The organism is Luteolibacter sp. LG18, assembly GCF_036322585.1.
Classification (GTDB): domain Bacteria; phylum Verrucomicrobiota; class Verrucomicrobiia; order Verrucomicrobiales; family Akkermansiaceae; genus Luteolibacter.
Map to the genome: position 1 here is coordinate 385,203 of NZ_AP024600.1, position 20,876 is coordinate 406,078.

The 20,876-nt window shown below is 64.8% G+C and carries 24 protein-coding genes and 1 tRNA gene; 14 read left to right on the forward strand and 11 right to left on the reverse strand.

Translation table 11 applies throughout. From position 1 onward, the window contains the following. Positions 1-110 precede the first annotated feature (110 nt). The 4 genes from llg_RS01505 (at position 111) to llg_RS01520 (ending at position 4,673) form a co-directional block, all read left to right on the forward strand. Positions 111-1,811 carry a sulfatase-like hydrolase/transferase gene (locus tag llg_RS01505; RefSeq protein WP_338287752.1) on the forward strand — a complete coding sequence of 567 codons (1,701 nt, stop codon included), beginning with the start codon at positions 111-113 and terminating at the stop codon, positions 1,809-1,811. 81 nt (positions 1,812-1,892) lie between these two features. Further along, positions 1,893-2,612: a response regulator gene (locus llg_RS01510; RefSeq protein ID WP_338287753.1), complete on the forward strand. Its 720-nt coding sequence runs from the start codon at positions 1,893-1,895 to the stop codon at positions 2,610-2,612. After that, positions 2,609-4,027, forward strand: a complete 1,419-nt coding sequence (locus tag llg_RS01515) for an ATP-binding protein (protein WP_338287754.1) — start codon at positions 2,609-2,611, stop codon at positions 4,025-4,027. Before llg_RS01510 ends, llg_RS01515 begins: the two co-directional genes overlap by 4 nt. Positions 4,028-4,133: 106 nt before the next feature. Then, positions 4,134-4,673, forward strand: a complete 540-nt coding sequence (locus tag llg_RS01520) for a hypothetical protein (RefSeq protein WP_338287755.1) — start codon at positions 4,134-4,136, stop codon at positions 4,671-4,673. Positions 4,674-4,720: 47 nt separating this feature from the next. Here llg_RS01520 and llg_RS01525 read toward each other — a convergent pair. Continuing rightward, a tRNA-Phe gene (locus tag llg_RS01525) sits at positions 4,721-4,796 on the reverse strand. Positions 4,797-4,969: 173 nt separating this feature from the next. Here llg_RS01525 and leuB point away from each other — a divergent pair. After that, positions 4,970-6,073: a 3-isopropylmalate dehydrogenase gene (gene leuB, locus llg_RS01530; protein WP_338287756.1), complete on the forward strand. Its 1,104-nt coding sequence runs from the start codon at positions 4,970-4,972 to the stop codon at positions 6,071-6,073. A 23-nt stretch (positions 6,074-6,096) separates the two neighbouring features. Here leuB and llg_RS01535 read toward each other — a convergent pair whose 3' ends face one another. Both llg_RS01535 and cysE read right to left on the reverse strand, forming a co-directional pair. After that, complete coding sequence (locus llg_RS01535) at positions 6,097-7,098, reverse strand: hypothetical protein (RefSeq protein ID WP_338287757.1); 1,002 nt, start codon at positions 7,096-7,098, stop codon at positions 6,097-6,099. A 51-nt stretch (positions 7,099-7,149) separates the two neighbouring features. Next, on the reverse strand, positions 7,150-8,013 hold the full coding sequence (cysE, locus tag llg_RS01540; protein WP_338287758.1) for a serine O-acetyltransferase: 864 nt from the start codon (positions 8,011-8,013) through the stop codon (positions 7,150-7,152). Here cysE and llg_RS01545 point away from each other — a divergent pair. From llg_RS01545 to llg_RS01560, 4 genes are all read left to right on the forward strand, one after another. After that, positions 8,012-8,425 carry an Rrf2 family transcriptional regulator gene (locus llg_RS01545; RefSeq protein ID WP_338287759.1) on the forward strand — a complete coding sequence of 138 codons (414 nt, stop codon included), beginning with the start codon at positions 8,012-8,014 and terminating at the stop codon, positions 8,423-8,425. The two genes, cysE and llg_RS01545, sit on opposite strands and share 2 nt — an antisense overlap. A 123-nt stretch (positions 8,426-8,548) precedes the next feature. Then, the gene (locus tag llg_RS01550) at positions 8,549-9,172 is read left to right on the forward strand and encodes a hypothetical protein (RefSeq protein WP_338287761.1); all 624 of its coding nucleotides are present in this window, start codon (positions 8,549-8,551) and stop codon (positions 9,170-9,172) included. Positions 9,173-9,179: 7 nt separating this feature from the next. Beyond that, complete coding sequence (locus llg_RS01555) at positions 9,180-9,506, forward strand: hypothetical protein (RefSeq protein ID WP_338287762.1); 327 nt, start codon at positions 9,180-9,182, stop codon at positions 9,504-9,506. A gap of 18 nt (positions 9,507-9,524) precedes the next feature. Continuing rightward, a complete protein-coding gene (locus tag llg_RS01560; RefSeq protein ID WP_338287763.1) occupies positions 9,525-9,911 on the forward strand; it encodes a hypothetical protein in 387 nt (128 codons plus the stop codon). Between the two features lie 7 nt (positions 9,912-9,918). Here the strand turns inward: llg_RS01560 and llg_RS01565 are convergent, their stop codons facing one another. The 3 genes from llg_RS01565 to llg_RS01575 are packed head-to-tail and all read right to left on the reverse strand — an operon-like array spanning position 9,919 to position 11,413. Further along, positions 9,919-10,251 carry an MGMT family protein gene (locus llg_RS01565; RefSeq protein ID WP_338287764.1) on the reverse strand — a complete coding sequence of 111 codons (333 nt, stop codon included), beginning with the start codon at positions 10,249-10,251 and terminating at the stop codon, positions 9,919-9,921. Between the two features lie 4 nt (positions 10,252-10,255). Beyond that, the gene (locus llg_RS01570; RefSeq protein WP_338287765.1) at positions 10,256-10,816 is read right to left on the reverse strand and encodes an SET domain-containing protein-lysine N-methyltransferase; all 561 of its coding nucleotides are present in this window, start codon (positions 10,814-10,816) and stop codon (positions 10,256-10,258) included. A gap of 30 nt (positions 10,817-10,846) precedes the next feature. Continuing rightward, positions 10,847-11,413: a hypothetical protein gene (locus tag llg_RS01575; protein ID WP_338287766.1), complete on the reverse strand. Its 567-nt coding sequence runs from the start codon at positions 11,411-11,413 to the stop codon at positions 10,847-10,849. A 250-nt stretch (positions 11,414-11,663) separates the two neighbouring features. Here llg_RS01575 and llg_RS01580 point away from each other — a divergent pair, with 250 nt between their 5' ends. The 3 genes from llg_RS01580 to llg_RS01590 all read left to right on the forward strand — a co-directional run bounded on the left by llg_RS01580 (position 11,664) and on the right by llg_RS01590 (position 13,341). After that, positions 11,664-12,578 (forward strand): ParB/RepB/Spo0J family partition protein, encoded by a 915-nt coding sequence (locus llg_RS01580; RefSeq protein ID WP_338287767.1) that lies wholly within the window; start codon positions 11,664-11,666, stop codon positions 12,576-12,578. Between the two features lie 122 nt (positions 12,579-12,700). Next, the gene (locus llg_RS01585) at positions 12,701-12,982 is read left to right on the forward strand and encodes a hypothetical protein (protein ID WP_338287768.1); all 282 of its coding nucleotides are present in this window, start codon (positions 12,701-12,703) and stop codon (positions 12,980-12,982) included. Then, entirely contained in the window at positions 12,979-13,341 is a 363-nt protein-coding gene (locus llg_RS01590) for a VOC family protein (protein ID WP_338287769.1), read from the forward strand. Before llg_RS01585 ends, llg_RS01590 begins: the two co-directional genes overlap by 4 nt. Before the next feature lie 27 nt (positions 13,342-13,368). On the opposite strand, the gene llg_RS01595 is transcribed toward llg_RS01590, so the two are convergent. Further along, the gene (locus llg_RS01595; RefSeq protein WP_338287770.1) at positions 13,369-13,893 is read right to left on the reverse strand and encodes a hypothetical protein; all 525 of its coding nucleotides are present in this window, start codon (positions 13,891-13,893) and stop codon (positions 13,369-13,371) included. A gap of 538 nt (positions 13,894-14,431) precedes the next feature. Here llg_RS01595 and llg_RS01600 point away from each other — a divergent pair. Next, a complete protein-coding gene (locus llg_RS01600; protein ID WP_338287771.1) occupies positions 14,432-15,088 on the forward strand; it encodes a phytanoyl-CoA dioxygenase family protein in 657 nt (218 codons plus the stop codon). A gap of 94 nt (positions 15,089-15,182) precedes the next feature. Then, positions 15,183-16,121 (forward strand): M28 family peptidase, encoded by a 939-nt coding sequence (locus llg_RS01605; protein ID WP_338287772.1) that lies wholly within the window; start codon positions 15,183-15,185, stop codon positions 16,119-16,121. Positions 16,122-16,142: 21 nt separating this feature from the next. Here the strand turns inward: llg_RS01605 and llg_RS01610 are convergent, their stop codons facing one another. The 4 genes from llg_RS01610 to llg_RS01625 are packed head-to-tail and all read right to left on the reverse strand — an operon-like array spanning position 16,143 to position 20,819. Beyond that, a complete protein-coding gene (locus llg_RS01610) occupies positions 16,143-17,156 on the reverse strand; it encodes a chorismate-binding protein (RefSeq protein WP_338287773.1) in 1,014 nt (337 codons plus the stop codon). Then, entirely contained in the window at positions 17,153-18,406 is a 1,254-nt protein-coding gene (locus tag llg_RS01615; protein ID WP_338287774.1) for a lysophospholipid acyltransferase family protein, read from the reverse strand. The genes llg_RS01610 and llg_RS01615 overlap by 4 nt, the downstream gene beginning before the upstream one ends. A gap of 35 nt (positions 18,407-18,441) precedes the next feature. Next, positions 18,442-19,587 carry a hypothetical protein gene (locus llg_RS01620; RefSeq protein ID WP_338287775.1) on the reverse strand — a complete coding sequence of 382 codons (1,146 nt, stop codon included), beginning with the start codon at positions 19,585-19,587 and terminating at the stop codon, positions 18,442-18,444. After that, on the reverse strand, positions 19,584-20,819 hold the full coding sequence (locus llg_RS01625; protein WP_338287777.1) for a proprotein convertase P-domain-containing protein: 1,236 nt from the start codon (positions 20,817-20,819) through the stop codon (positions 19,584-19,586). The genes llg_RS01620 and llg_RS01625 overlap by 4 nt, the downstream gene beginning before the upstream one ends. Positions 20,820-20,876: the final 57 nt, after the last annotated feature.

Below are 20,876 nucleotides of genomic sequence, written 5' to 3' on the forward strand. Positions count from 1 at the left end.
CGCAAGCGAATCGCGCGATCGCGCAAAGACTGCGCACGATTCCCGGGGCAGGATGCGTAAATGAACGGCGGTCCCTAAGACTTCGCCGTCTATTGTCATTTGCTTCGATTATGAAACGTTCCTGGTTGTTTTTCGCCGCCGTGCTTTTCGGCTCCGCACATGCGGAGGAGCCGAAACCGAACATCGTCCTCATCAACGCCGATGACCTCGGCTACGCCGAACTCGGTTGCTACGGCCAAGAGAAGATCCAGACGCCGAACCTGGACAAACTGGCGGCAGGCGGCCAGCGGTGGACGAACTACTACTGTGGGGCACCGGTGTGCAGCCCTTCCCGGAACGTGCTGCTGACGGGCCGCCACGGCGGCGGCTGCGACGTGCAGGACCTGAAGCGGGTGGACAAAAGCGAAGGCAGTAAGGACGCGGAGCTGAAGGGCGACTGGCCGATTTCCGAAGGGGCCTACACGCTTCACATGGCTCTGAAGAAGGCGGGCTACGACACCGCGACTTTCGGCAAGTGGGGCTTGGGCGAGTTCGGCACCAGCGGCGCGCCGGACAAGCACGGCACCGATGTCTTCTACGGCTACACCGACCAGAGGGCCTGCCACAGCTTCTACCCGGCCTTCCTGTGGGACAACGGCCGCAAGGACCTGCTGAACGATCCGGAAATCCCGGGCCACGCGCGGCAGGCGGAGGGTCCCGTGGACGATGCGAAATACACCGGCACCAGGCACGCCTCGAAGGAGATCCTGGCGCACATGCTGAAATACGTCGAAGGCCGCAAGGCCACCGGCAGGCCGTTCTTCCTCTACTACGCCCCGACCGAGCCGCACGTGGCGCTCCAACCGCCGAAGGAGTGGGTCGACAAGTATCCGAAGGAGTGGGATGCCAAGCCCTACCTCGGCAACAACAGCTACCTCCCCCACTCGCGGCCGCGTGCCGCGTATGCCGCGATGATCTCGTTCCTCGACCACAACGTTGGGCAGCTCATGGACGCGCTCAAGACCCAGGGGCTCGACAAGAACACCATCGTGGTCTTCACCAGCGACAACGGCACGACGCACGATGTGGGCGGCGTGGATCACCGGTTTTTCAACTCGGTCTCGAACCTCCGTGGATTGAAGGGCCAAACCTATGAAGGCGGCATCCGAGTGCCGGGCATCGTGTATTGGCCGGGCAAGGTGCCGGCGGGCAAGGTGGTGGACCAACCGGGATACGACGCCGACATCATGCCGACCTTGTGCGCGCTGGCCGGAGCCGACGCGGGCCAGTCCTACGGCGACGTATTGCTGCCGGTGTGGCTGGGCCAGAAGGACAAGCTGGAATCGCGGAAGCCGATGGTGTGGTGCTCCGGCGGCTACGGCGGGCAGGTGGCGGTGCGCCTCGGCGACATGAAGGCGGTCCGCCGCGATTTGTTCCCGGCCGCCAAGGACGGCCCCTCGGACTGGGAGGTTTATGATCTCGCGAAAGACCGCGGGGAAACGACCGACCTCGCGTCCTCGCGCCGCGACGTGATCGAGCAGGCCCAAGCCGTGCTGAAGAAGGAATACCGGGTCGCCGCCGGGTTCAACGAGCTGCAGATTTTCGCACCGGAGAAGAAGGCGGGGGAATCCACCGGACCCAAGCGGGGCGAGGCGATCTTCAAGGGCCTGGACCAAGATGGCGATGGCAAGCTCACCTTCGACGAATGGAAGTCCAGCCCGCGCGGGAAAGCACTCAAGCCCGAGCACCGCGAGAAGGCCTTCGACGGCCTCGACAAGAACCACGACAAGGCGGTCAGCGAAGAGGAGTTCCTGGCGCAGTTCAAACAATAGACCGGGCCGCCTGATACATCCCGATACAATTTTCCCCGCGCTCCCTCGGCGGCGGCGTGGTATGTCCTGCCGAGCCGCCGCATGAATGCCTCGCCCCACATCGCCGTCGTGGATGACCACCGGGACATCCGCGAGCTGCTGGTCCGCTATCTCGGATCGCACGGCTACCGGGTGAGCGAGGCGGAGAGCGCGGCGGCGTTCCGCCACCTGCTGGAGCGCAGCGCACCGGACCTGGTGGTGCTGGACGTCATGATGCCCGGCGAGGACGGGCTTTCGCTGTGCCGCGACCTGCGGGCGAACACGGACTTGCCGGTGATCTTCCTCACCGCCGTGAGCGAGGACACGGACCGCATCATCGGCTTGGAAATGGGAGCGGACGATTACCTGACGAAGCCCTTCAACCCGCGCGAGCTGCTGGCCCGCATCAAGGCGGTGCTGCGGCGCACCAACAGCCTGCCACCGCAGCGCGATGCACCGCGCTCGGGCAACCTCCGCATCGGCGACAAACTCCTGGACATGGAGCGCCGCGAGATCACGGGCTCCGATGGTGTGGCGGTGCCGCTGAGCACGGCGGAGTTCCGGTTGCTCTCCGTGTTCCTCGATCATCCCGGCATCGTCCTGAACCGCGAACAATTGCTCGATCTCACCACCGGTCGCACCGCGGACGTGTGGGACCGCAGCATCGACAACCAGGTGAGCCGGCTGCGGCGTAAAATCGAAGCCGATCCGAAGACCCCGGTGCTGATCCAGACCCACTGGGGCGGCGGCTACAGTTTCACCGGAAAGGTGGAGGCGGCATGAGGCGGTTCTGGATGCGCAGCCTGACGGGGCAACTGATCGCGCTGATGCTGCTCACGCTCCTGCTTTCGCAGGTGGTGTTTTATTTCATCAACAACAGCGAACGCGACCGCACGATGCGCAGCGTGCGCCAGGACGAGTTCCTGGCCCGTGCGATGGCCGTGGCGCGTCTGGTCGGCTCCACCGATGCCTCGGTGCATTCGGAGGTCATCGGCGCGGCGAACACAGCGCTTTCCCGCTACTGGATCTCGGACAAGCCACCGGGCGATCCGCGGGATTGGCAGCAGCGCGCACGGCGGCATCTGTTGCGCGCGGTGCCAACCGCCCTCGATCTGAAGGCGGGTGAACCCGAAGCGAATCTCCCACCCAATCCGCGCCTCGGCGAAAACGACGTGCCGGTGCAGGAGGGACTGGCGTGGAAGCCGGTCGCTTACGGAACCGGGAGCCCATCGGCGGAACTGCTCGATCTCCGGGCATGGAATGGCTTTGGTCTGGCAACGGAAGTCCAGCCCGGCCAGTGGTTGAACGCGGTGTTCGCCAAGGCGGAACCAGCCACCTTGTCCTCCCGCTACTACGTGATGCTCGGGGTGGCGGCGCTGGTGCTCTCCGGCATCGCCATCCTCGCCGCGCGGCGGGTCGGGCGTCCGCTGCGCCATCTCACCGTGGCGGCGGAACGGCTGGGCCGCGGCGAGGAGGTTCCGCCAGTGCCGGAGGCCGGTGCCGACGACATCCGCCACACCGCCGAGGCCTTCAACCGGATGCAGTCCCGGTTGCGACGATTCGTGGAAGACCGTACCCGGATGATCGCGGCGATCAGCCACGACCTGCGCACGCCGATCACCTCGCTGCGGCTGCGGGCCGAGTTCATCGCCGATGCGGAAACGCGCGAGCCGATGATCGCCACGCTGGACGAAATGCAGGCGATGACGGAAGCGACGCTCGCGTTCTCGAAAGGCGAGGCCACAACGGAAGCCGCGCGGGACATCGATCTCTCCGCCCTGTTGGCAAGCCTCTGCGACGATCTCGCCGCCATGGGCCAGGACGTGGAATTCTCAGAGGAAGCACGGATGCCCTTCCGTTGCCGGCCGGACTCGCTGCGGCGCGCGCTGCGCAATGTGATCGAGAATGCCGTGCGCTATGGCGAACGCGCGCGGGTGACGATGCAACGCACGTCCACCGGTCTCCAGATGCTCGTGGAGGACGATGGGCCCGGCATTCCGGAAGCGGACATGGAGCGGGTGTTCGCTCCGTTCGTGCGCCTGGAAACCTCGCGCAGCCGCGACACCGGCGGCGTGGGACTCGGCCTCGCGATCGCGCGTTCAATCGTGCGCTCCCATGGTGGCGACATCACGCTGGCGAACCGGGAGGATGGCGGCCTGCAAGTGAGGCTGGTGCTGCCTTCGGACCACCGTGGTTAGGAGCTCTCGATGCGGCTTGAAGCGCACGCTCTCGTCCGTTAGCGTGGATCGCTTGGTTCCGTTTTCCAACGGCGGACCGGGCATGGAACACCTGCTCAACCCGCCCATGAAAACGTCCGTCCGCATTCTCGCCACAGCTTGCCTCGGTGCCGTCATCCTCTCCTCCACGCCTCTGCACGCGGAGGAACCGACGCGGGACGAAACCATCGCCGCGAAGCTCGCCAAGACCGAGTCCATCGGCAAGTTGACGCTCGAGATGAAAGGCCCCGAGGTCGAGAAGCTGCTCGGGGCCGCCGATTCGAAGAGCAAGAACGTGCACGAGGAAGGCGGCGGCGGGGAATGGGTGCAGACGTGGAAGTTCGCCAAGCAGGGCATCGAACTGCGGATGGGCTCCGAAAAGGAAAAGGAGGTGAAACGTATTCTGCTCATCACCGCGAAGCCCGCCTGCAAGCTCGCCACCGCCCGAGGCGTCAAGATCGGTGCCACCAAGGAAGAAGTGGAGAAGGCTTACAAGGATGTGAAAGCGACCGATGCGTCCTTCGCGGAGGAAGGCACCTTCGCCGTCGGCTCGATCTCGCCCGGGCTGGTGTTCCAGTTCAAGGACGGCAAGGTGAGCACGATCCTGCTCGGTGAGCTAGGCGATTGAATTCGGCCAAACCGGCCGCCACTCACTTCTTGGAAAAAGGAAAGAAGTGGTGGCCCGAGCCGGATTCGAACCAGCGACACGCGGATTTTCAATCCGCTGCTCTACCAACTGAGCTATCGGGCCATTCCCTTGCGGGCGGGGCCGGGATTAAGGGTGGACCGACAGATTTTGACAATCGGAAAATTGAAAATCTCCGCCGATTTTTTCCGGAGTCCTCCGCGGGAAATCCGGCGTCGTTGGAAACCAGCGATCAATACCTCTTGGCTGCCGCGATCACGGACTCTAGCGTCCCGCCCATGTCACGCAGCCACCGCATCACCGTGCTAGCCGGAGACGGCATCGGTCCCGAAGTCATGATCGAGGCCCTCCGCGTCCTCGACGCCGTGCAGGCCAAGTTCGGATTCCAAGTCACCCGCACCGAACACCTCGTGGGTGGCGCGGCCATCGACGCCACCGGCCACCCGCTTCCGCCGGAAACCGTGGACGCCAGCGAGAAGGCGGACGGCATCCTCTTCGGCTCCGTGGGCGGACCGAAGTGGGAAAACCTGCCGCCGGACATCCAGCCGGAGCGCGGCGCGCTGCTGCCGCTGCGCAAGCACTTCGGCCTGTTCGCGAACCTGCGCCCGGGCGTGTGCCTCCCCTCCCTCACCCACGCCTCGCCGGTGAAGAACGAACTGATCAAGGACGGCTTCGACGTGCTGTGCGTGCGCGAGCTGACCGGCGGCGTCTATTTCGGCAAGCCGAAGGGCCGCCATGAGGAGAACGGCGAGCCGGTGGCGCTGGACACCATGATCTACCGCAAGAGCGAGATCGAGCGCATCGCCCGCGTGGCCTTCACCGCCGCCATGGGCCGCGACAAGCGCCTGGTGTCCGTGGACAAGGCCAACGTGCTCGCGTCCTCCGTGCTGTGGCGCGAGGTCGTCATCGAGATCGCCAAGGAGTTCCCGGAAGTGCAGCTCTCCCACCTCTACGTCGACAACGCCGCGATGCAGCTCATCCGCCGCCCGGGCGAGTTCGACGTGCTGGTGACCGAAAACCTCTTCGGCGACATCCTCTCCGACGAGATGGCCATGATCTCCGGCTCGCTGGGCATGCTGCCGTCCGCCTCGCTCGGCCAGCGCCATGAAAACGGCCTCTACTTCGGCATGTACGAGCCGTCCGGCGGTTCCGCCCCGGACATCGCCGGCCAGGGCATCGCCAACCCGATCGCCCAGATCCTCTCGCTGGCCATGCTGCTGCGCTTCTCGCTCGGTGAAACCGAAGCCGCCGACGCGATCGACGCCGCCGTGGCGAAGGCCATCAACGATGGTTATCGTACCGGTGACATCGCGACGGGCGCCGAAGGCGAGACCCGCGTGGGCACCACCGCCATGGGCGACGCGATCCTCGCCCGCCTCTGAGCCTCCGATTCAAGGAAGCCCGGTCACGTGCCGGGCTTCCACTCCACCGTGGTGGAGAACGAGGCCGGCCCCTGCATGCGGGTGGACACGCCGCCGCTGTTCTGGGTCATGGTGAGGATGGCTTCCATTTCCCGCTTCATCACCACCGGATAGAGCAGGGAGAGCCAGATCTTCCCCGAATCGATGGTGTAATCAAAATTGCTCTTCTTCCCATCGCTGCCGATGACGTTCTTCCGGCTGCAGGTGCCGCGAAACGAGAAGCGCCCGCAGGGATGCCCCCCGATGCCTTCGATCCCCTCGTAAACGAGGTCGATTTTCCCGGCGGGCGACTCGCCGAACAGGAGCCTCAACCCGTCCCCGGTCAGTGGAAATGCCGCGCCTTCCTTGAAGCGCGGCTTGCCGAACCAGAACCCGCACGGCAGGGCTCCGGCCGCCACGGCCATGTCACCGATACCGGGCTCGACATTCTCCACCCACACGATGCGGCGGAAGTCACCACCGCGGCCGTTCTCCGCCTTCCACTTGCCGCCGGTCTGGCGAAAGGTGGCGCTCAGGCCGGTCGCTTCGGACTCCACCGCCACCGGTTGAGGAGCTGGCTCCTTCCCCTGCTGAGGCAGCATCGCGGGCACGAAGGCATCGCGCTCGATGGTGAGGGAAAGACGATCGCCCTCCCGCTTCCAAAGATGGGTCGTTTCCGTTGAGCCGTTGAACGTGCCCGTCTCGTTGCCGAGCTCCGAATGCTTGGTCAGGCGCAAGGACTTCCCATCCATCTTCGTGACCTCGCGCGCGGTGAGTTTCGCGGGAAACGGAAGATCCTTGCGGAAGCGGACGCCTTCCTCGGTCTTGTCGATCTGCGCTTCGAGCGCGGGATCGATCGCGGCAGCGGCCGCCTTCTCCTCCGTCGCTTTTTTGTCCGGCGAGGAGGCGGATGTGGCCTTCGCCTTCGCGTCGGCGACCGCCTGCTTCACCTTGTCACAGGAAACGAGGCAGGAACAGCACAGGAGCGTGAGCCAAGGCAGGCGCATGAAATGATTCGATAGGGCAAACCATCTCCCAATACCAGCTTTCAATCTTCGCTAAATGAACCCGCGGCATTCCAACGACTGATCCATCGCATCCGCCGGATTTTCCTCCCGGGCCACGCCCACGATCACCGCGGGAACTCCGGCGACGGTAGTGTGGGGCGGCACGTCGGCGAGTACCACACTGCCCGCGCCGACCTTCGCTCCGGTGCCGATCTCGACCCGGCCGAGAACCTTGGCACCCGCCCCAAGCAGCACGCCGGAGCGCACGATGGGATGGCGGTCGCCGGTCTCCTTGCCGGTGCCGCCGAGCGTCACCTCGTGGAGGATCGACACATTGTCCTCGATGATGGCCGTTTCACCGACCACGAACGAGGTGGCATGATCGAGCAGGATGCCGCAGCCGATCCGCGCGGCAGGATGGATGTCCACCGCGAAGGCCTCGCTCATCACGCTCTGAAGATAAAGCGCGAGCCACCGGCGGCCATCGAGCCAGAGCTGGTGGGCCACCCGGTAGGTGGCGAGGGCGAGGAAGCCCTTGAAAAACAACAGCGGCTCGAGCGGCGAGAAGCACGCGGGATCCCGCTGATAGATGGCCATCATGTCCCGCGCCGCGTGGCGGACGAGCTCGGGATGCTGCCCGAAGATCTGGTTGAAAAGCGGCTCCAGCTCGGCGCGGGTCATGTCCTCGCGGGCCAGGCGGCGGGCCAGCCTGGCGGACAGGGATTCACCGAGATCGTTCCGCAGGAACACGACGTCCCGCAGCAGGTGGGCGAGCGTGGGCTCCTGTTCCACCACTTTGGCCCCATCGTCCCGGATGAGCGCCCAAACGGCCGCGGTGTCCATTTCGTTGCAGGATTTCGCTTCCGCGTCCTTCGTGCTCGCCGCGGCGGCGTGAATGTGTACCGAATCGGTCATGAAGATCTCCCAGAAGCTCGAATATGCCTGTCGTGCCCTCGCCCAACTGGCGCGGCGCAGCGACGGGCGGACGTTAACACGCCTGGAGGAGCTCGCGCAACGCGAAGCGATTTCAGCCAACTTCCTGGTGCAGATCCTCAATGACTTGCGTCGCGCCGGATTGATCGACAGCCGCCGTGGAAAGGCCGGCGGCTACCTGCTGGCGCGCGCGGCGAAGGAAATCACGCTGCGCCAAATCGTGGTGGCGGTGGATCCCGCGCTGCTCCAGTTCTCCGTCTCCAACGAGGGCGAGTCCGGCCCGGGCGTACGCGGCGCGTGGGAGCGGGTGTCCAAGGCGCTGGGCGAATCGCTCGACGGTGTGACGCTGGAAACACTGTCCCAACAGGCAGTGGACCAGATGTTCTACATCTAACCGAGGAACAACCGGCGGCATGGGTCAGTGGCCCAATTAGTCAAGAAATCCGAATGATTTCACTGGCGAAGGGCATGGGAGCGGGGTAAAAACACGGACGTCCCGCCTACCTTTTCGCCCGCCATGCCCGGCAACGCTGAACACACCCACCACATCCGTCTCCGCACCCAACAACTGGAGATGGACACGGCTCCCGCTGCCTCCGACGACTACGAGGGCAAGCTCCAGGCGGCCCAGGTCCAACTCGAACAGCTCCAGAAGCAGCGCGAGGAACTGGAACGGAAGAAGCAGGAACTCGAGGCCCTCAACGGCCGCAAGAGCCAGTTCCTCACCGCCCAGGTCGAGCTGACCGAGAAACTTTCCGGCGCGGTGACACGGATCGACCGCGAGCTGTATGAGATGCGCCAGGAAATGGAGGATCTCGAGCAGTGCCGCGTGTGCTTCGCCTCCCACCTCGACAAACTCCAGAAATACAATCCCGAGGCTTGGTCCAAGGAGCAGCTCGCCGCGCACCTCGACCGCGCGACGACCTCCGCCGACCTCGCCGCGGACGAGTATGAGCAGGCCGCGGCCCATTTCAGCAACATGCGCAGCGGCGAGATCTTCGGCCGTGGCAAGGCCCGCCGTTCCGGTCCGGCCACCGCGGGCGTTTCCGATTTCAAGGCCCAGTTCCGCAGCGGACTGGCCTTCAACCTGCCGGTCATCGTGCTCGGCGGGATCGCCCTGATCGCTTACCTCCTCAAGTAACAAGGCCATGGCCGCCCGGAAGAAGAAGCCGCAGAACCTGGATCCCGAGCTGCAATTGCTCGTGGACCAGGAAGCGGTGCTCCGCGCCCAGATCGCGGCGACGGCGGCCGAGCCGGAACGCTTGCGCCGCCAATACGAGGAGGACCGAGCGACCCTGCCTCCGACCGAGGATTTCCGCGACCGCGAACGCCGCCGCGCCTTCGAGGAACTGGCCACCCGCGGCAAGGTCCGCAACGAGCACAAGAGCCAGCGCCGCAGCCTCCTGCTGCTGGTCCTGCTGCTCGCCGCCACCACCAGTCTGGTGATGTGGGGGCTGCAATTGATGCGCGGGTGACCCCAATCGCCGCCGGTCATGTCGAAGCGAGTCCTCTTCGTTTGCCTGACCCTGCTGCTGGCCGGACTTCTCTGGGGATGGCTGCTCCTTCCTGCCACCGGTTCCGTGCCTTGGCTTGCCTACCTTGGCCTCCTTCCCGTCCCTGTCTCCATCGGCCTGCTCTTGGGACAATCGTGGGCCCGTCCCGCCGCGGCGGCGATCTTCTGCCTGATCTACCTGCTATTGGCCGCGGGCATGGTGCTGTCCTTTTTCCCCGGCAGCCAAGCGGTGGTGGCGATGGGCTGGCTGCAATTCGCCCTGTCCGCTCCCGCCACCATGTTCATCTTCTCCGCCATGGTGGGATGCGGCACCGGGTTCCTGCACTGGCTGCTGTATTCACCGCCATTCGAGGAGCACCTCGCCTGACGGAGGATCATTCGAGGCCAGCCCCGAAGCGCGTCATATCGACGGCTCCATCCCTGACCTCCACGCCCTCCTCCCGCAGCATGCGGGTCTTCCGGTCCATCTCCGGGCCCTCGGTGTGGCCGCTGAATCCACCCAAGGCACCATCCGCCCGCACCACGCGGTGACATGGCACCTCGGGGGCGAAAGGATTCCTCGCCAAGGCCGAGCCGACCGAGCGGGCGCTCCCCCGCCCTGCCGCGCGGGCGACCGCACCGTAGGTGGAGACCTTCCCCTTCGGAATGCGCCGGACGACGTCGTACACCGCCATCTCGAAACCGGTCGGCTCGCGATCCTCCTTCATGTCCTCACTCCTCCGCGCCCGCGAGGCGTTGGCGCAGCTCGGGCCATTGGTCACGGCTCACAATGTAGCCCACGCAGTTCTCCGAGCCGCAGAGGCAGGGATGATCGACGTAACATTCCACATCGAAACCGTAGTCGAAGGTCAGCTCCTCGCCCTCCTGGATGTCCCGCAGCGAGTGGATGAAAATCTTGCGGCCTTCGATCCACGCCTCGCAGTTCGGATTGCAGGAATGGTTGATGAGGCGCGCGGTGTTCCACGGCACGTTGCCGTCGATGTCCCAGCGCTTCGAAAGCGTGAAAATATAGACCGCGGCATCGCCGGTCTCGATCGACTTCGCGTGCTGGGCATGCGCCCGCTTGTCACTCTCCTCCTTGTCCACCAGCTCACCAACGTACTCGATGATCTTGGTTTCGTTCGGAATGAACTGGGTGGCATACACGCCGCGGCCGTGGATCACGGAACCGCGCACCTCGCAATACTCGCTCTGCCCGCGGTTCCACAGCTCGGTGAGCTTCTTCCGCAGCCACGCTTCCTCCGCCCTCTTGTCCTTCACAGCCTTTGCCATGGTTCTGAAATACCGGATTCCGTGACGGGATCAACGCTTCGGTTCGTCCTTCACCGGGGTGTAAGTGGTCTCCGGCAGTTTGAGGTCGGCCGGCAGGGTGCCGAACAGACTCCGGAAGTCGGTGAACTTCGCCGTGGAGCCATCGATGAAGGTCCAGTCGTTCTTGCCCTTGTCGGTGATCGCTGCCTGGAACGAGATCTTGTCGACCAGATGGGTCTGACCGCTTTCAAACACCTTCAGGCGGGTGACGGTGGGCACGAGCACGAGCCACTTCGTGTAGCCGGGCGAAACCACATCACGCCCGCCGATTTTCTCAACCCGCTTGCCGGGCTCCACCTCGAACACCTGGGCCTCTCCGACCGCCTTCGAGGACAGGAGGCTGACACCACTGCGCTGGAACTCCTTCATGGCTCTCAGGAGCCCGGCGTCCACCTCGGCCATACTGCCCTCACGCTTGGCCATGCGTTCCTTCCACCGGGGATAGATGCGGTCGATCGCGAACTGGTAACGCCCGGCGACGACCTCGATGCCGAGTTGATCGACAGCGGCGCGGGCGGACTGGATCAGAGTGGCGGGTGGCACCTCGGATTTGATCACGTTTTCGCCAGGACCACCTTGGCCAGGGTTCGCGGGCGCGGCCGGCGCGGGTTTGGGGGGCGGCAGCGGGGCCAGCGGCGGAGGATTTTGCGCAGCCAGCGGACCGGCGGCGGCGAGGAGAATCCAAGGACTGGCAAGCAGGAAACGGGGCACCATCACGGTTCAATCGATGGCCCCTGCCGCCCGTTCCGTCAAGCGCGCCGGAATCCGCTTGGAATTCGCGGCCGGTCAGGGTAATCCTCACCGCCCCATGGCGAAGCAGGCACTCGGAAAGGGACTAGGAGCCCTCATCAAGAAACAACCCGGAACCGTTCCGACGGCGCAGGGAGTTTCCGCCGATGAATCGAAGCGCGTGCGCGATGTTCCTCTCGATCAGGTCGTCCCTTCGCCTCTCCAGCCGCGCACCACCTTCATCGAGTCGCCCTTGGACGACCTGATGGAATCGATCCGCCAGCACGGCATCATCCAGCCGCTGATCGTCCGCCCGGTGGACGGCAAGCTGGAGCTCATCGCCGGTGAGCGCCGCTGGCGCGCCTCGCAGAAACTCGGGCTGGCCACCGTGCCGGTGATCGAGCGCGAGGCCTCCGACCGCGACGTGTTGGAAATGGCCCTCATCGAGAACCTCCAGCGCGAGGATCTCAATCCGATGGAAGAGGCCGCCGGCTACGTCCGCCTCGCCCGCGAGTTCACGATGAAGCAGGAGGAGATCGCCGCCCGAGTCGGCAAGTCCCGCGCCAGCGTCGCCAATGCGATGCGCCTGCTCGATCTCCATGGCGACGTCCAATTGCTCGTCGCCCAGGCCCGCCTCTCCGTCGGCCACGCCAAGGCCATCCTCTCGATCAAGGACCGCGACGCCCAGTTGCTCGCGTCCGATCAGGTGATCCGCCGCCAGCTCACGGTGCGGGCCACCGAGAAGCTGGCCCAGACCTTCCAGAACGATCTCGCCACGCCCGCCACCGAAGGCGGCTCGGCCAAGGCCGCCGCCTCCACCCCGGCCCGCGAGACCGACGCCCACATCCGCGCGATCGAAAACCGCCTGCGCGATCTTTTCGCCACCCACGTGGCGATCACCCACAGCACGAAGAAGGGCAAGATCGAGCTGGAATACTACGGCAACGACGACCTCCAGCGCATCTTGGAGCTCCTCGGCGCCGACGAGGTTTAACCAAGGAGCAGGGACATTCTTGTCCCGTTCTGAACGTATACGCTGATAGGAGAAGAACGGGACAGGCATGTCCCTGCTCCTTGTGCTGACGCTGCCATCCGCCTACTCTCCGCGGAATGGAAATGGCCCGACCGCGTGCACAGTCATCCAGCAACCTGATCCGTTTCACACTGACGGCGTCGATCCTGATCGGCTCTTTCCTGATGATGGGCATGACCACGTGTGGATGCCATTTCCGGGCTGCCGCCCTGGCACCCACCTTCTTGCCCCTCGCGTGGAGCCTTTACCTCCTTCATTCCGCGACTGACCGAAACTCGAAAGCCTTTGCCTGGCTGGTGTTCCTTCTCGCGGTGTCGTGGGTCTACGTCGGGTTTTATTCGAACCTCGTGTTCCTGTTCCGATGAACCCGCCCATCTCCCGGATCGCGCTCTATGTCCACGACATGGAGAAAGTCGCCACGTTCTACGAGCAGCACTTTGGCTTCACCCGCACCAACACAGGTCTGGCGGACAAGTTCATTCTCGCCCCACCCTCCGGCGGTTGCGCGCTGGTGATCCTTCAGGCGAGCAAGGGTCACAAGTCCGGACAATCGTGCGTGAAAATCGTGTTCGACGTCGCGGACGTGGCGGCGTTCAAAGCCGAACGGGCGAAGGAAGGCTTGGCATTCGGTGCCATCCACCAAGGCCCCGGCTACGAGTTCGCAAACGCCCGTGATCCCGCGAAAAATCTCATCCAGATTTCCAGCGGCCACTTGAGGGATTGATTCCCCCGACACCCGGAACCACCTACACTACTTCCCGCCCTTGGGCTTTTCCGGCGGCTTTGCGGGAGGATTCTCCGGGCCACAGGGCTCCCCGAGCACCACCTTGCCTTTGACCACCGGGGAACCCGGAACGACGGGAGAATCCTGCTTCGCGGGTTGCTGCGGTTCCTTTTCGCCGCCGTCCCGGACCGGAGGGTTTTTCGGAGGCAGGGGTTTGCCCGTGGTGCGCTCGACTCCCGCGGCCAGCGCCGCCGGAAGAAGCAACGCGAGCACGGCAGCCATCCGCGGGACGCGCCGGACCAGCCACAACAGCCCTCGCTCGAAGCGGTTCGGCGTGTGGATACGACCATCCTCCGCAGGCACATAGGCGATGCACTCGCGACCCTGGGTTTCCTCCGCGAACTTCCGCGCCTCGGGCCCGGTCATGGCGGAGAGATTGAAGACATGCTTGCCACAGCCGGCACAGAAGCGCTTGCGCTCGTCACCGGTCATGTTCCGCCAATCCATCGAACAGGGCTTGGCGATCTCAAGGGGCGGGATGGTCTTTTTCATGAGAGCATGTGGTTCGGATATCCGGGACCGGAAACGGTCCTCTTCCAGCATGACACCGGAAGACCACTGTTCTTGGAAATTTTCCAATCCCCCGGCTGGAACCCTGCTCCTTATACACATCTTGAACTCTGTATCCCGAATGGGATGACAACCCAAGTAGCCGGAGGTTGAGGAGCCTTGGCGACGACACCTCCGGTTGGCGCGGAAAGGTCATTCGATCCCGAAGGGCATCGCAGCCGGGTTCACAGGCCTGCGAAATTCCATGTTCCATTCCAGCCACGGAGCCGGGGTGCGAGGCTGGCACCCACTTCGGGGTGCGGTTCACTCATCCGAGCTGTCCGGTGGTGTCGTCGCCAAGGCTCCTCAACCACCGGCTACTGACGCTGCGATCCCTTCGGGATCCAGAATCTCTCCGGATAGCTCCAGTGCCACAAAGTCGGAAGGTGAGGGAGAGATTGCCCAAGCGGACGCGCGCGAGATGTGTATAAAGATCAGGGCTGGAACCCGCGCTCCCCGCCCCTACGATCCGGTCAATCCCATGACGCTCGCCGCCTCTGGATACGAACTCCGGCCCACCGGAATCCCTTCCGCCACACGCGCGCTTCTCCGTGAAACGCTGTTTCAGGAAGAACGTGCCGGAACCCGCTGCCTGCTCGACCATCCCCTCGTGCGGGAAACCGCGGTTGCCTTGCGGAAGGAACTCGCCGCCAGCGGCCACCTGCCGGAAAATGCCATCGCCATCCAGGCGATCGCCTTCGACAAGACCGCGGAGACGAATTGGAAAGTCACCTGGCACCAGGATCTGATGTTTCCCTTCGCCCAACCGGTGACCTCGGACGGCTACCTCCTGCCGCGGCACAAGGACGGCGTCGACTACGCCCGACCACCGGAGGAAATCCTCGGGCGGTTGCTGGCGGTGCGGCTGCACCTCGACGACTGCGATGAATCGAACGGGCCTCTCCGTGTCCTGCCCGGCAGCCACCTCCACGGCATCATTCCCTCCGAGGAGATCGCCGGCCATCTGGAGCGGCATGAAGCGGCGATCTGTCTCGCGACCGAAGGAGAAGCCCTACTGATGAGGCCCTTGCTTCTGCACGCCTCCTCTCAAGCGACGGCCCCGAAACACCGCCGGGTGCTGCACTTCGTCTATGACACGGGCGGCCCCCTTTCGCAAAAGTGGCATCGGGAGGTCTGACTCCTTCTGGGAAAATGCCATCCGCCCCCGGTCGATCAGCCGTCGCTGCGGTTGACCTTGCCGACCGCACGCCGGGCCGCCATGTTCCGCGTCCATGAAGCAGCGTCTGGTGCTTGTGTTGATCGCCGCGGTCGTGCTCGCGGTGGCCGGTGTGGTCGGGTGGCGCCTCCGCAACGATCCATCCGGAAACAGCCTGGGGCAGAACGCCTACCAGCACACCGCCGCAATCCTCGCCATCGGCCCACGCCCGGCCGGCTCGCAGGGCTTGGCCAAAGTGCGCGGCTACGTGAAGCAGGAGCTGGAGAAGTCCGGCTGGTCCGTGAAGGAGCAGGCGTTCAAGCGCAATACCCTCAAGGGCGAGGTGGAGTTCGTGAACGTCCGCGCGCGCTTCGCGCCGAAGGGCACCGACGCCTGGGCCGCCGTGCCGGAGGGCATCCTGTGCGCCCATATCGACTCGAAGGACATCCCGGGCATGGAATTCCTCGGCGCGGACGACGCCGCCTCGGCCTGCGCGGCCATCGTCGAGATCGGTCGCCACCTCGCGTCCCAGAAGCCGGAACAAGCCGGGAAGCTGGAACTGGTCTTCTTCGATGGCGAGGAAGGCTTCAGCGATTCCATCACCACCATCGATGGCCTTTTCGGCAGCCGGGAGTACGCCGGCGTGTGGCGGAGCCAGCCGAAGAAACCGCGCTTCGGCATCCTGCTCGACATGATCGGCCACACCAACCTGCGGATCTCGCTGCCTGTCGATTCGCCGGAGTTCCTGAAGAACCACGTGCTGGCCGCGGCCACGCAGGAGGATGTGAAAAAGCACTTCTCGGTGTCCGACTTCACGATCACCGACGACCACGTGCCGCTCAATCAGGTCGGCATCCCGACCATCGATGTGATCGGTGATTTCTCGAACTTCAACTGGTGGCACAACCAGAAGGGCGGCAAGGACGACCTGTCCGTGATCTCCGCCGAGTCGCTGGACAAATCGATGCGCGTGACCATCCGAACGCTCGACCGGTTGTTCGACAAGGACCAGTGACCAGAAGGCCGCGGACCCGCCTCAGGGTGCGAGGACGTGTTTCACCGCTTCCCGCTTGAGCCGCAGCTCGCGCCATTCATTGACCAGACGGCTCACCTCGATCACTCCGCAACCGGCGGGCAGCTTCACGCGGTTCCCATCCCACCAGACCCCACGGATTGCGACAATCGCATCAAATCGACCGCAATCCCAAACGCCAAAGGGCGCTCCAAATTCATAGGGGCAGCCGAGCCGGCGCCTCCAGCCGATGAGCTGTGAGAGAGTCCCCGGCGTGCGCGGATGCGGTCCGAGCGCGGGCGTGGGATGCAGACGGCGAATCAAATCGGAAGGCTTCTGCGGTTCGTCCAGCTCCACCTCGATCGGGGAAAGGAAATGCACCAGCGAGCCGAGATCGAGGATGGTGCGTTCGCCGCGGTGCACCGTGCCGATGTCGCCGAGTTTCGCGACCAGAGACTGGGCCACGTATTCGTGCTCGCGGATTTCCTTCTCATCCACCGCGAACACCACCCGCTCCTCGCGCTTCGCGGTGCCCGCCAACGCCATGGTGGTGAGCTTCCGGCCACTCAGTGAAAACAACACCTCCGGAGTCGCGCCGGAGAACCCGCGATCCCCCTCTGACCACGCGTAGGACAGGCGGGGCGCGGCCTGGCGCGTCATCGCGGCCGCCACATCGAAAGGCGATCCGGACACCAGCCGCCCCTCCTCCACCACCACCGGCACCGTTTTCTCGAACGTGCCGCGGCGGATCTCGTCCATCACCTCTTGGAACACCCCGGCGAAGGGACCGGCATCGATCTCCGCCCATTCGCAAACGGGCAGCGGACGATCACTGAAACGGGCTTCCAGCGCCGCGGAGTCGAGATGCTCCACCGCCGCGGGAATCCGCCACGGCTCCGGCTCATCCAAGCCGTATCGCTGGACGTAAAACGCCACGCCATCCGCGGGCGGAACCGCGGCCGCGGTGAACGGGCCGTGCCCGAGCACCACCGAGCCATCGGGGCGGGCCAGCCAAGCGAGCGGTGCGGATTCGTTCATGCGTCGCCGCGGACGATGGAGGGTGAATCCGCGCCCGACAAGCCCGTCGGGTCTCCCTGCCGCACCATCGCCCCGAGTTTCTCCTCCAGCACGGCGGTGAGTTCCGGTGCCCCGCCCTTCGCGGGCAGTTCCCCGGCTCCCAGCATTCGGGTGACATCAATGGGCTCCCCGAACACGATCGTTGCCTTCCGCGCCACCGGGTAGGTCGCTTTGCCCAGCAGATCCTCTTCCAGCTTCATCAGCGTCTCCGCGATCCGGTGGTCGTCCGGATCCTCCGCCAGATAAACACCGGGATAGCTATAGACCTGATAGGCCACATGGATCCGCTTGATGTCATCGAGCAACCGGTGGCGGGTCGCGGGATCGGGCCGATTCTCCGGATCGAGCAGGGCCTTGCGGATACGGAACCGCTGGGCGCGGACCCGTTCCGGCACGGTGGTCGAGCGCACGTCCTTGCCATGGCGGCCCTCGACATCCGCAAGCAGCCGTTCGCGCAGGCGCTCCAGGCGCTCCGCCAGATCCCCGGTGCCGGTCTCGCCGAAATACTCCATCTCCTTCACCGCCAGCAGAGCCGGGCCGAAACGATACAAACGCTCCACCACCGGCAAATCCTCCTTCGGCGTCCAGCCGATGGTCTTCTCCAGCGCCGCCACCCGCTCCGGGAAGGTCTCGCGCACCGAGCCATCATATTCGAAGCGGAAGGCGATCGGGAAAATCCACGCACGCCGGTTGTCCGGCAGCTTCCGTGCGACCTTCAGCAGGATCGAGGCAAGGCCATCGTGGAGCGGGTCCAGCCACTCATGGTGATGGTAGATCTCCCCTTCCGGATAAATCACCAGCGGATAATCGCCCGCCTCCAAGATCGAGAGCGCCATCTTGATCGCCGCGATGTCCGCCCCATCCCGGTCCACCGAGAACACTCCGCCGCTCTGGAGGGCGAAGGCATTGATCGCACCGGCCTCGAAAATCTCCCGCGCACCCATGAACCGCGGCCGGATGCCCACCCGCGCGGTCACCTCACTGAGGACATGCACGTCCGCGTGGTCGGCGTGGTTTGGAGCGAGCACCACCGCGTCCTTCGACCGCATGGCCTCCTCCAACCGCTCGATGCCGTGGCATTCGACCGAGGAGACATGATAGAAGCGCTTCAAGAACACACTCCGGTTCACCCACCGTAGCAGCGGGTTCAGCCACGGCCGGTCGACCGGTGGCCGGAAACGGTAGGGGCGGTCCTGGGGCAGTTCTCTCATCCGCCCGCCAGCCTAACAATCCCCTGGCGCGGAGGTCAACGGGAGGCCGCCTGTTTCACCCATCCGTTGAGGCGCTGCTGGAGAGGCACGAGTCCCGCCTGATACCGCTCCGCCAGTGTCGGATCGGCCAGCCAGAGGTTCACTTGATCCAGCGCCGCGCGGTCTCCGGCAACGATGCCTTCCTTTGTATACGGGGCCGGATTGTCCCCATACAGCCGGTAGCCGGTAGTGGCGCTGCGGAGCGGAAACACTTTCAGAAACATTTCCGCCTCCCCGGCGGTGAGGGCGGGATCACGGAGATAGCGGTCCGCCGCGGACAATTGCCCGGGATCGGCGGGATCGATGCGGGCCATCAGGCTCGCGCGCTCGGCCGGAGCCAGCGCCGCGGCCTCCGGAGACGTCACCAGTTCGGTCACCGCCGCGGGATGATCGGCCGCGAATTCATCGAGCGCCATCGCGCGCAGGGTCCGGCTGCCCTGCCACGCCGCGACCGTCCTCGCCGCGGCAGGTGTGCCAATGACCCGGGCGAGATCGAAGGCCGCGGCGAACCCCGGCTCATTCCCCCAACCGACATGCCCCAACATCGAACCCAAGCGCGAAACCAGTTCGTCGCTCCCCGCCCGCGCCGGACCATCCCGCGTGAGCGATCGCATCGCCATCGCGAATTCATTGGCAGAGGCGGTGGAATCGAGCACCTGACGGGCGACTGGCACCGCGGCCTCCATGTCCGAACCGGCCAGCACATCGAGCAGGAACACCCGCAAGGTCGGCCAGCCCTTCAGGAAACCGTGCGGACCGACCTCGAACTTGAGCCCGGTCGGGAGGTCTCCCCCGGATTCCAAGAGCTCCGCGATCACCGCCGCCAGCACCGTCGGGTCCATGGCGATCCACTCGGTGCGGAGCTCATTCAGACGCGCGGCGATCTCCTCCGGAGTGGGCCGGGGATTACCATTCAGCCAGCGGATCAAAGCGGCCCATTGACCGCGAATCACCCGCCGCTGGTTCGCATCACGGGTCGAAAAATCCGCATCCCCCTCGTCCTCTGAAGCCGCCTTCTTCCCCTCGGATGCCGGAGCCAACGCCACCGTCGGCGGGCTGGCACGATGGCCCCGGAGGGCCACCACCGCGAGGATCGCCACGGCGATTCCTGCGACGATCCACCACCGGCGCGGCATGCTCACGGAGTCGGAGTGGTGGTACCGGACGCTTTGTCCACGCCGATCTCCAGCGCGATCTTGTTCACCGTGGCGATGTCACCCTTCAGGCGGTCCTGCACGCGCACGGTCCATGGGCCGTTCGCGTAGATGCCGGAGAAAGCCTCGCTGAAATCCTTGTCATCGATCACGAGGTCGTCCTCGTCCCCGCCTTCTTCCTTGTGGACGATGGTGGCCACTCCACCCGGCCCCTGGAGGACGACCAAAAGATCGCCCTGGTGGGGAGTCGAGATGTCGAGGTTGAGGTGCACCTTGGTGACCGCCGCCCCTTCCTCGAAGCGGGAAACGTTGAAACGGAAATCGGTGTAGCGGGCGACACCGTCGGGAATCTTCTTCGCCTTGGTCATCGGGAAGAAGAACGAGGTCGCGCCCACTCCCCCCACCGACACCGGGGTGGCCGGGGTCGGTTTCACGATCGGGGCGACCGATTTCGTCAAGGCGTTCACATCGGGCGAAAAGGCATACACGATGGTCTCGGACGGCAAGCCACCGACCAACACCCCGGACGCGACCCACGAGGCCCCTTTCTGGACCCACAGCGGACCACCGCTGTTGCCGCTGCCGGTGGTCACGAGCGAAGTCCGCATCGCCCGGCCGAAGTCCACGGCATAAGGCGTGATGCCCGGTCCGGTCTGGTGCAGGAAATAGCCCGGAATGTCCTCGCCGGTGTAGAAATTCACGGCCGGATAGCCCGTGATCATCGTGGTCACATTGCCGCGGATGTCCTTGTAGCCATTGGTGTTCAGCACCGCCGGGGTGCCGGGAATCAGGTCCTCGAAGGCGAAGCCCAGCACCACGTCACGGCTGAACGCGCTGCCATTGACGGCCTTCTGCGCCTCCGCGAGGGCTTCATACGATTTGAAGCGGTAATAGCCGCGGGATGGGATCGTCGCCTCGGTATCCGCGGTATCCGAATTGTTCATCGGAACCCAATCCGGCGGCAGCCCCCAATCCAAAGTCGCCTCTGTATCGTCGCCCCCCAACGAGGAAACCACATGAGCGGCTGTGAAAAAGGCCCGCTGGTTCCACGCCACGAACCCGCTGCCGCGGACCTCGTCCGTGAGCACCACCCCGTTGAAACGGTAGGGTTCCGTATCGATCAACAGGGGGTCGATCTTCACGGGATTGAGAGTCTTGTCCGCATGCGCCATTCCGGCGAGCGAGACCAACCCGAGGGCGGAGAGGGCGATGGTTTTCACGGAACAGCAGGGATGAAAATTCCTTGGATTCCTTAAAGATCAACGCGCCGGGTGTCA

Excerpts from the sequence above, each read along its gene's own strand:
- llg_RS01590 (WP_338287769.1), top strand. The coding sequence starts at position 12,979 with ATGAACCCGCCCATCTCCCGGATCGCGCTCTATGTCCACGACATGGAG.
- llg_RS01615 (WP_338287774.1), bottom strand. The coding sequence starts at position 18,406 with ATGAGAGAACTGCCCCAGGACCGCCCCTACCGTTTCCGGCCACCGGTC.
- llg_RS01510 (WP_338287753.1), top strand. The coding sequence starts at position 1,893 with ATGAATGCCTCGCCCCACATCGCCGTCGTGGATGACCACCGGGACATC.
- llg_RS01505 (WP_338287752.1), top strand. The coding sequence starts at position 111 with ATGAAACGTTCCTGGTTGTTTTTCGCCGCCGTGCTTTTCGGCTCCGCA.
- llg_RS01565 (WP_338287764.1), bottom strand. The coding sequence starts at position 10,251 with ATGAAGGAGGATCGCGAGCCGACCGGTTTCGAGATGGCGGTGTACGAC.
- llg_RS01580 (WP_338287767.1), top strand. The coding sequence starts at position 11,664 with ATGGCGAAGCAGGCACTCGGAAAGGGACTAGGAGCCCTCATCAAGAAA.
- llg_RS01545 (WP_338287759.1), top strand. The coding sequence starts at position 8,012 with ATGAAGATCTCCCAGAAGCTCGAATATGCCTGTCGTGCCCTCGCCCAA.
- llg_RS01605 (WP_338287772.1), top strand. The coding sequence starts at position 15,183 with ATGAAGCAGCGTCTGGTGCTTGTGTTGATCGCCGCGGTCGTGCTCGCG.
- llg_RS01595 (WP_338287770.1), bottom strand. The coding sequence starts at position 13,893 with ATGAAAAAGACCATCCCGCCCCTTGAGATCGCCAAGCCCTGTTCGATG.
- llg_RS01560 (WP_338287763.1), top strand. The coding sequence starts at position 9,525 with ATGTCGAAGCGAGTCCTCTTCGTTTGCCTGACCCTGCTGCTGGCCGGA.
- llg_RS01570 (WP_338287765.1), bottom strand. The coding sequence starts at position 10,816 with ATGGCAAAGGCTGTGAAGGACAAGAGGGCGGAGGAAGCGTGGCTGCGG.
- llg_RS01600 (WP_338287771.1), top strand. The coding sequence starts at position 14,432 with ATGACGCTCGCCGCCTCTGGATACGAACTCCGGCCCACCGGAATCCCT.
- llg_RS01535 (WP_338287757.1), bottom strand. The coding sequence starts at position 7,098 with ATGCGCCTGCCTTGGCTCACGCTCCTGTGCTGTTCCTGCCTCGTTTCC.
- llg_RS01515 (WP_338287754.1), top strand. The coding sequence starts at position 2,609 with ATGAGGCGGTTCTGGATGCGCAGCCTGACGGGGCAACTGATCGCGCTG.
- cysE (WP_338287758.1), bottom strand. The coding sequence starts at position 8,013 with ATGACCGATTCGGTACACATTCACGCCGCCGCGGCGAGCACGAAGGAC.
- leuB (WP_338287756.1), top strand. The coding sequence starts at position 4,970 with ATGTCACGCAGCCACCGCATCACCGTGCTAGCCGGAGACGGCATCGGT.
- llg_RS01520 (WP_338287755.1), top strand. The coding sequence starts at position 4,134 with ATGAAAACGTCCGTCCGCATTCTCGCCACAGCTTGCCTCGGTGCCGTC.
- llg_RS01610 (WP_338287773.1), bottom strand. The coding sequence starts at position 17,156 with ATGAACGAATCCGCACCGCTCGCTTGGCTGGCCCGCCCCGATGGCTCG.
- llg_RS01550 (WP_338287761.1), top strand. The coding sequence starts at position 8,549 with ATGCCCGGCAACGCTGAACACACCCACCACATCCGTCTCCGCACCCAA.
- llg_RS01585 (WP_338287768.1), top strand. The coding sequence starts at position 12,701 with ATGGCCCGACCGCGTGCACAGTCATCCAGCAACCTGATCCGTTTCACA.
- llg_RS01555 (WP_338287762.1), top strand. The coding sequence starts at position 9,180 with ATGGCCGCCCGGAAGAAGAAGCCGCAGAACCTGGATCCCGAGCTGCAA.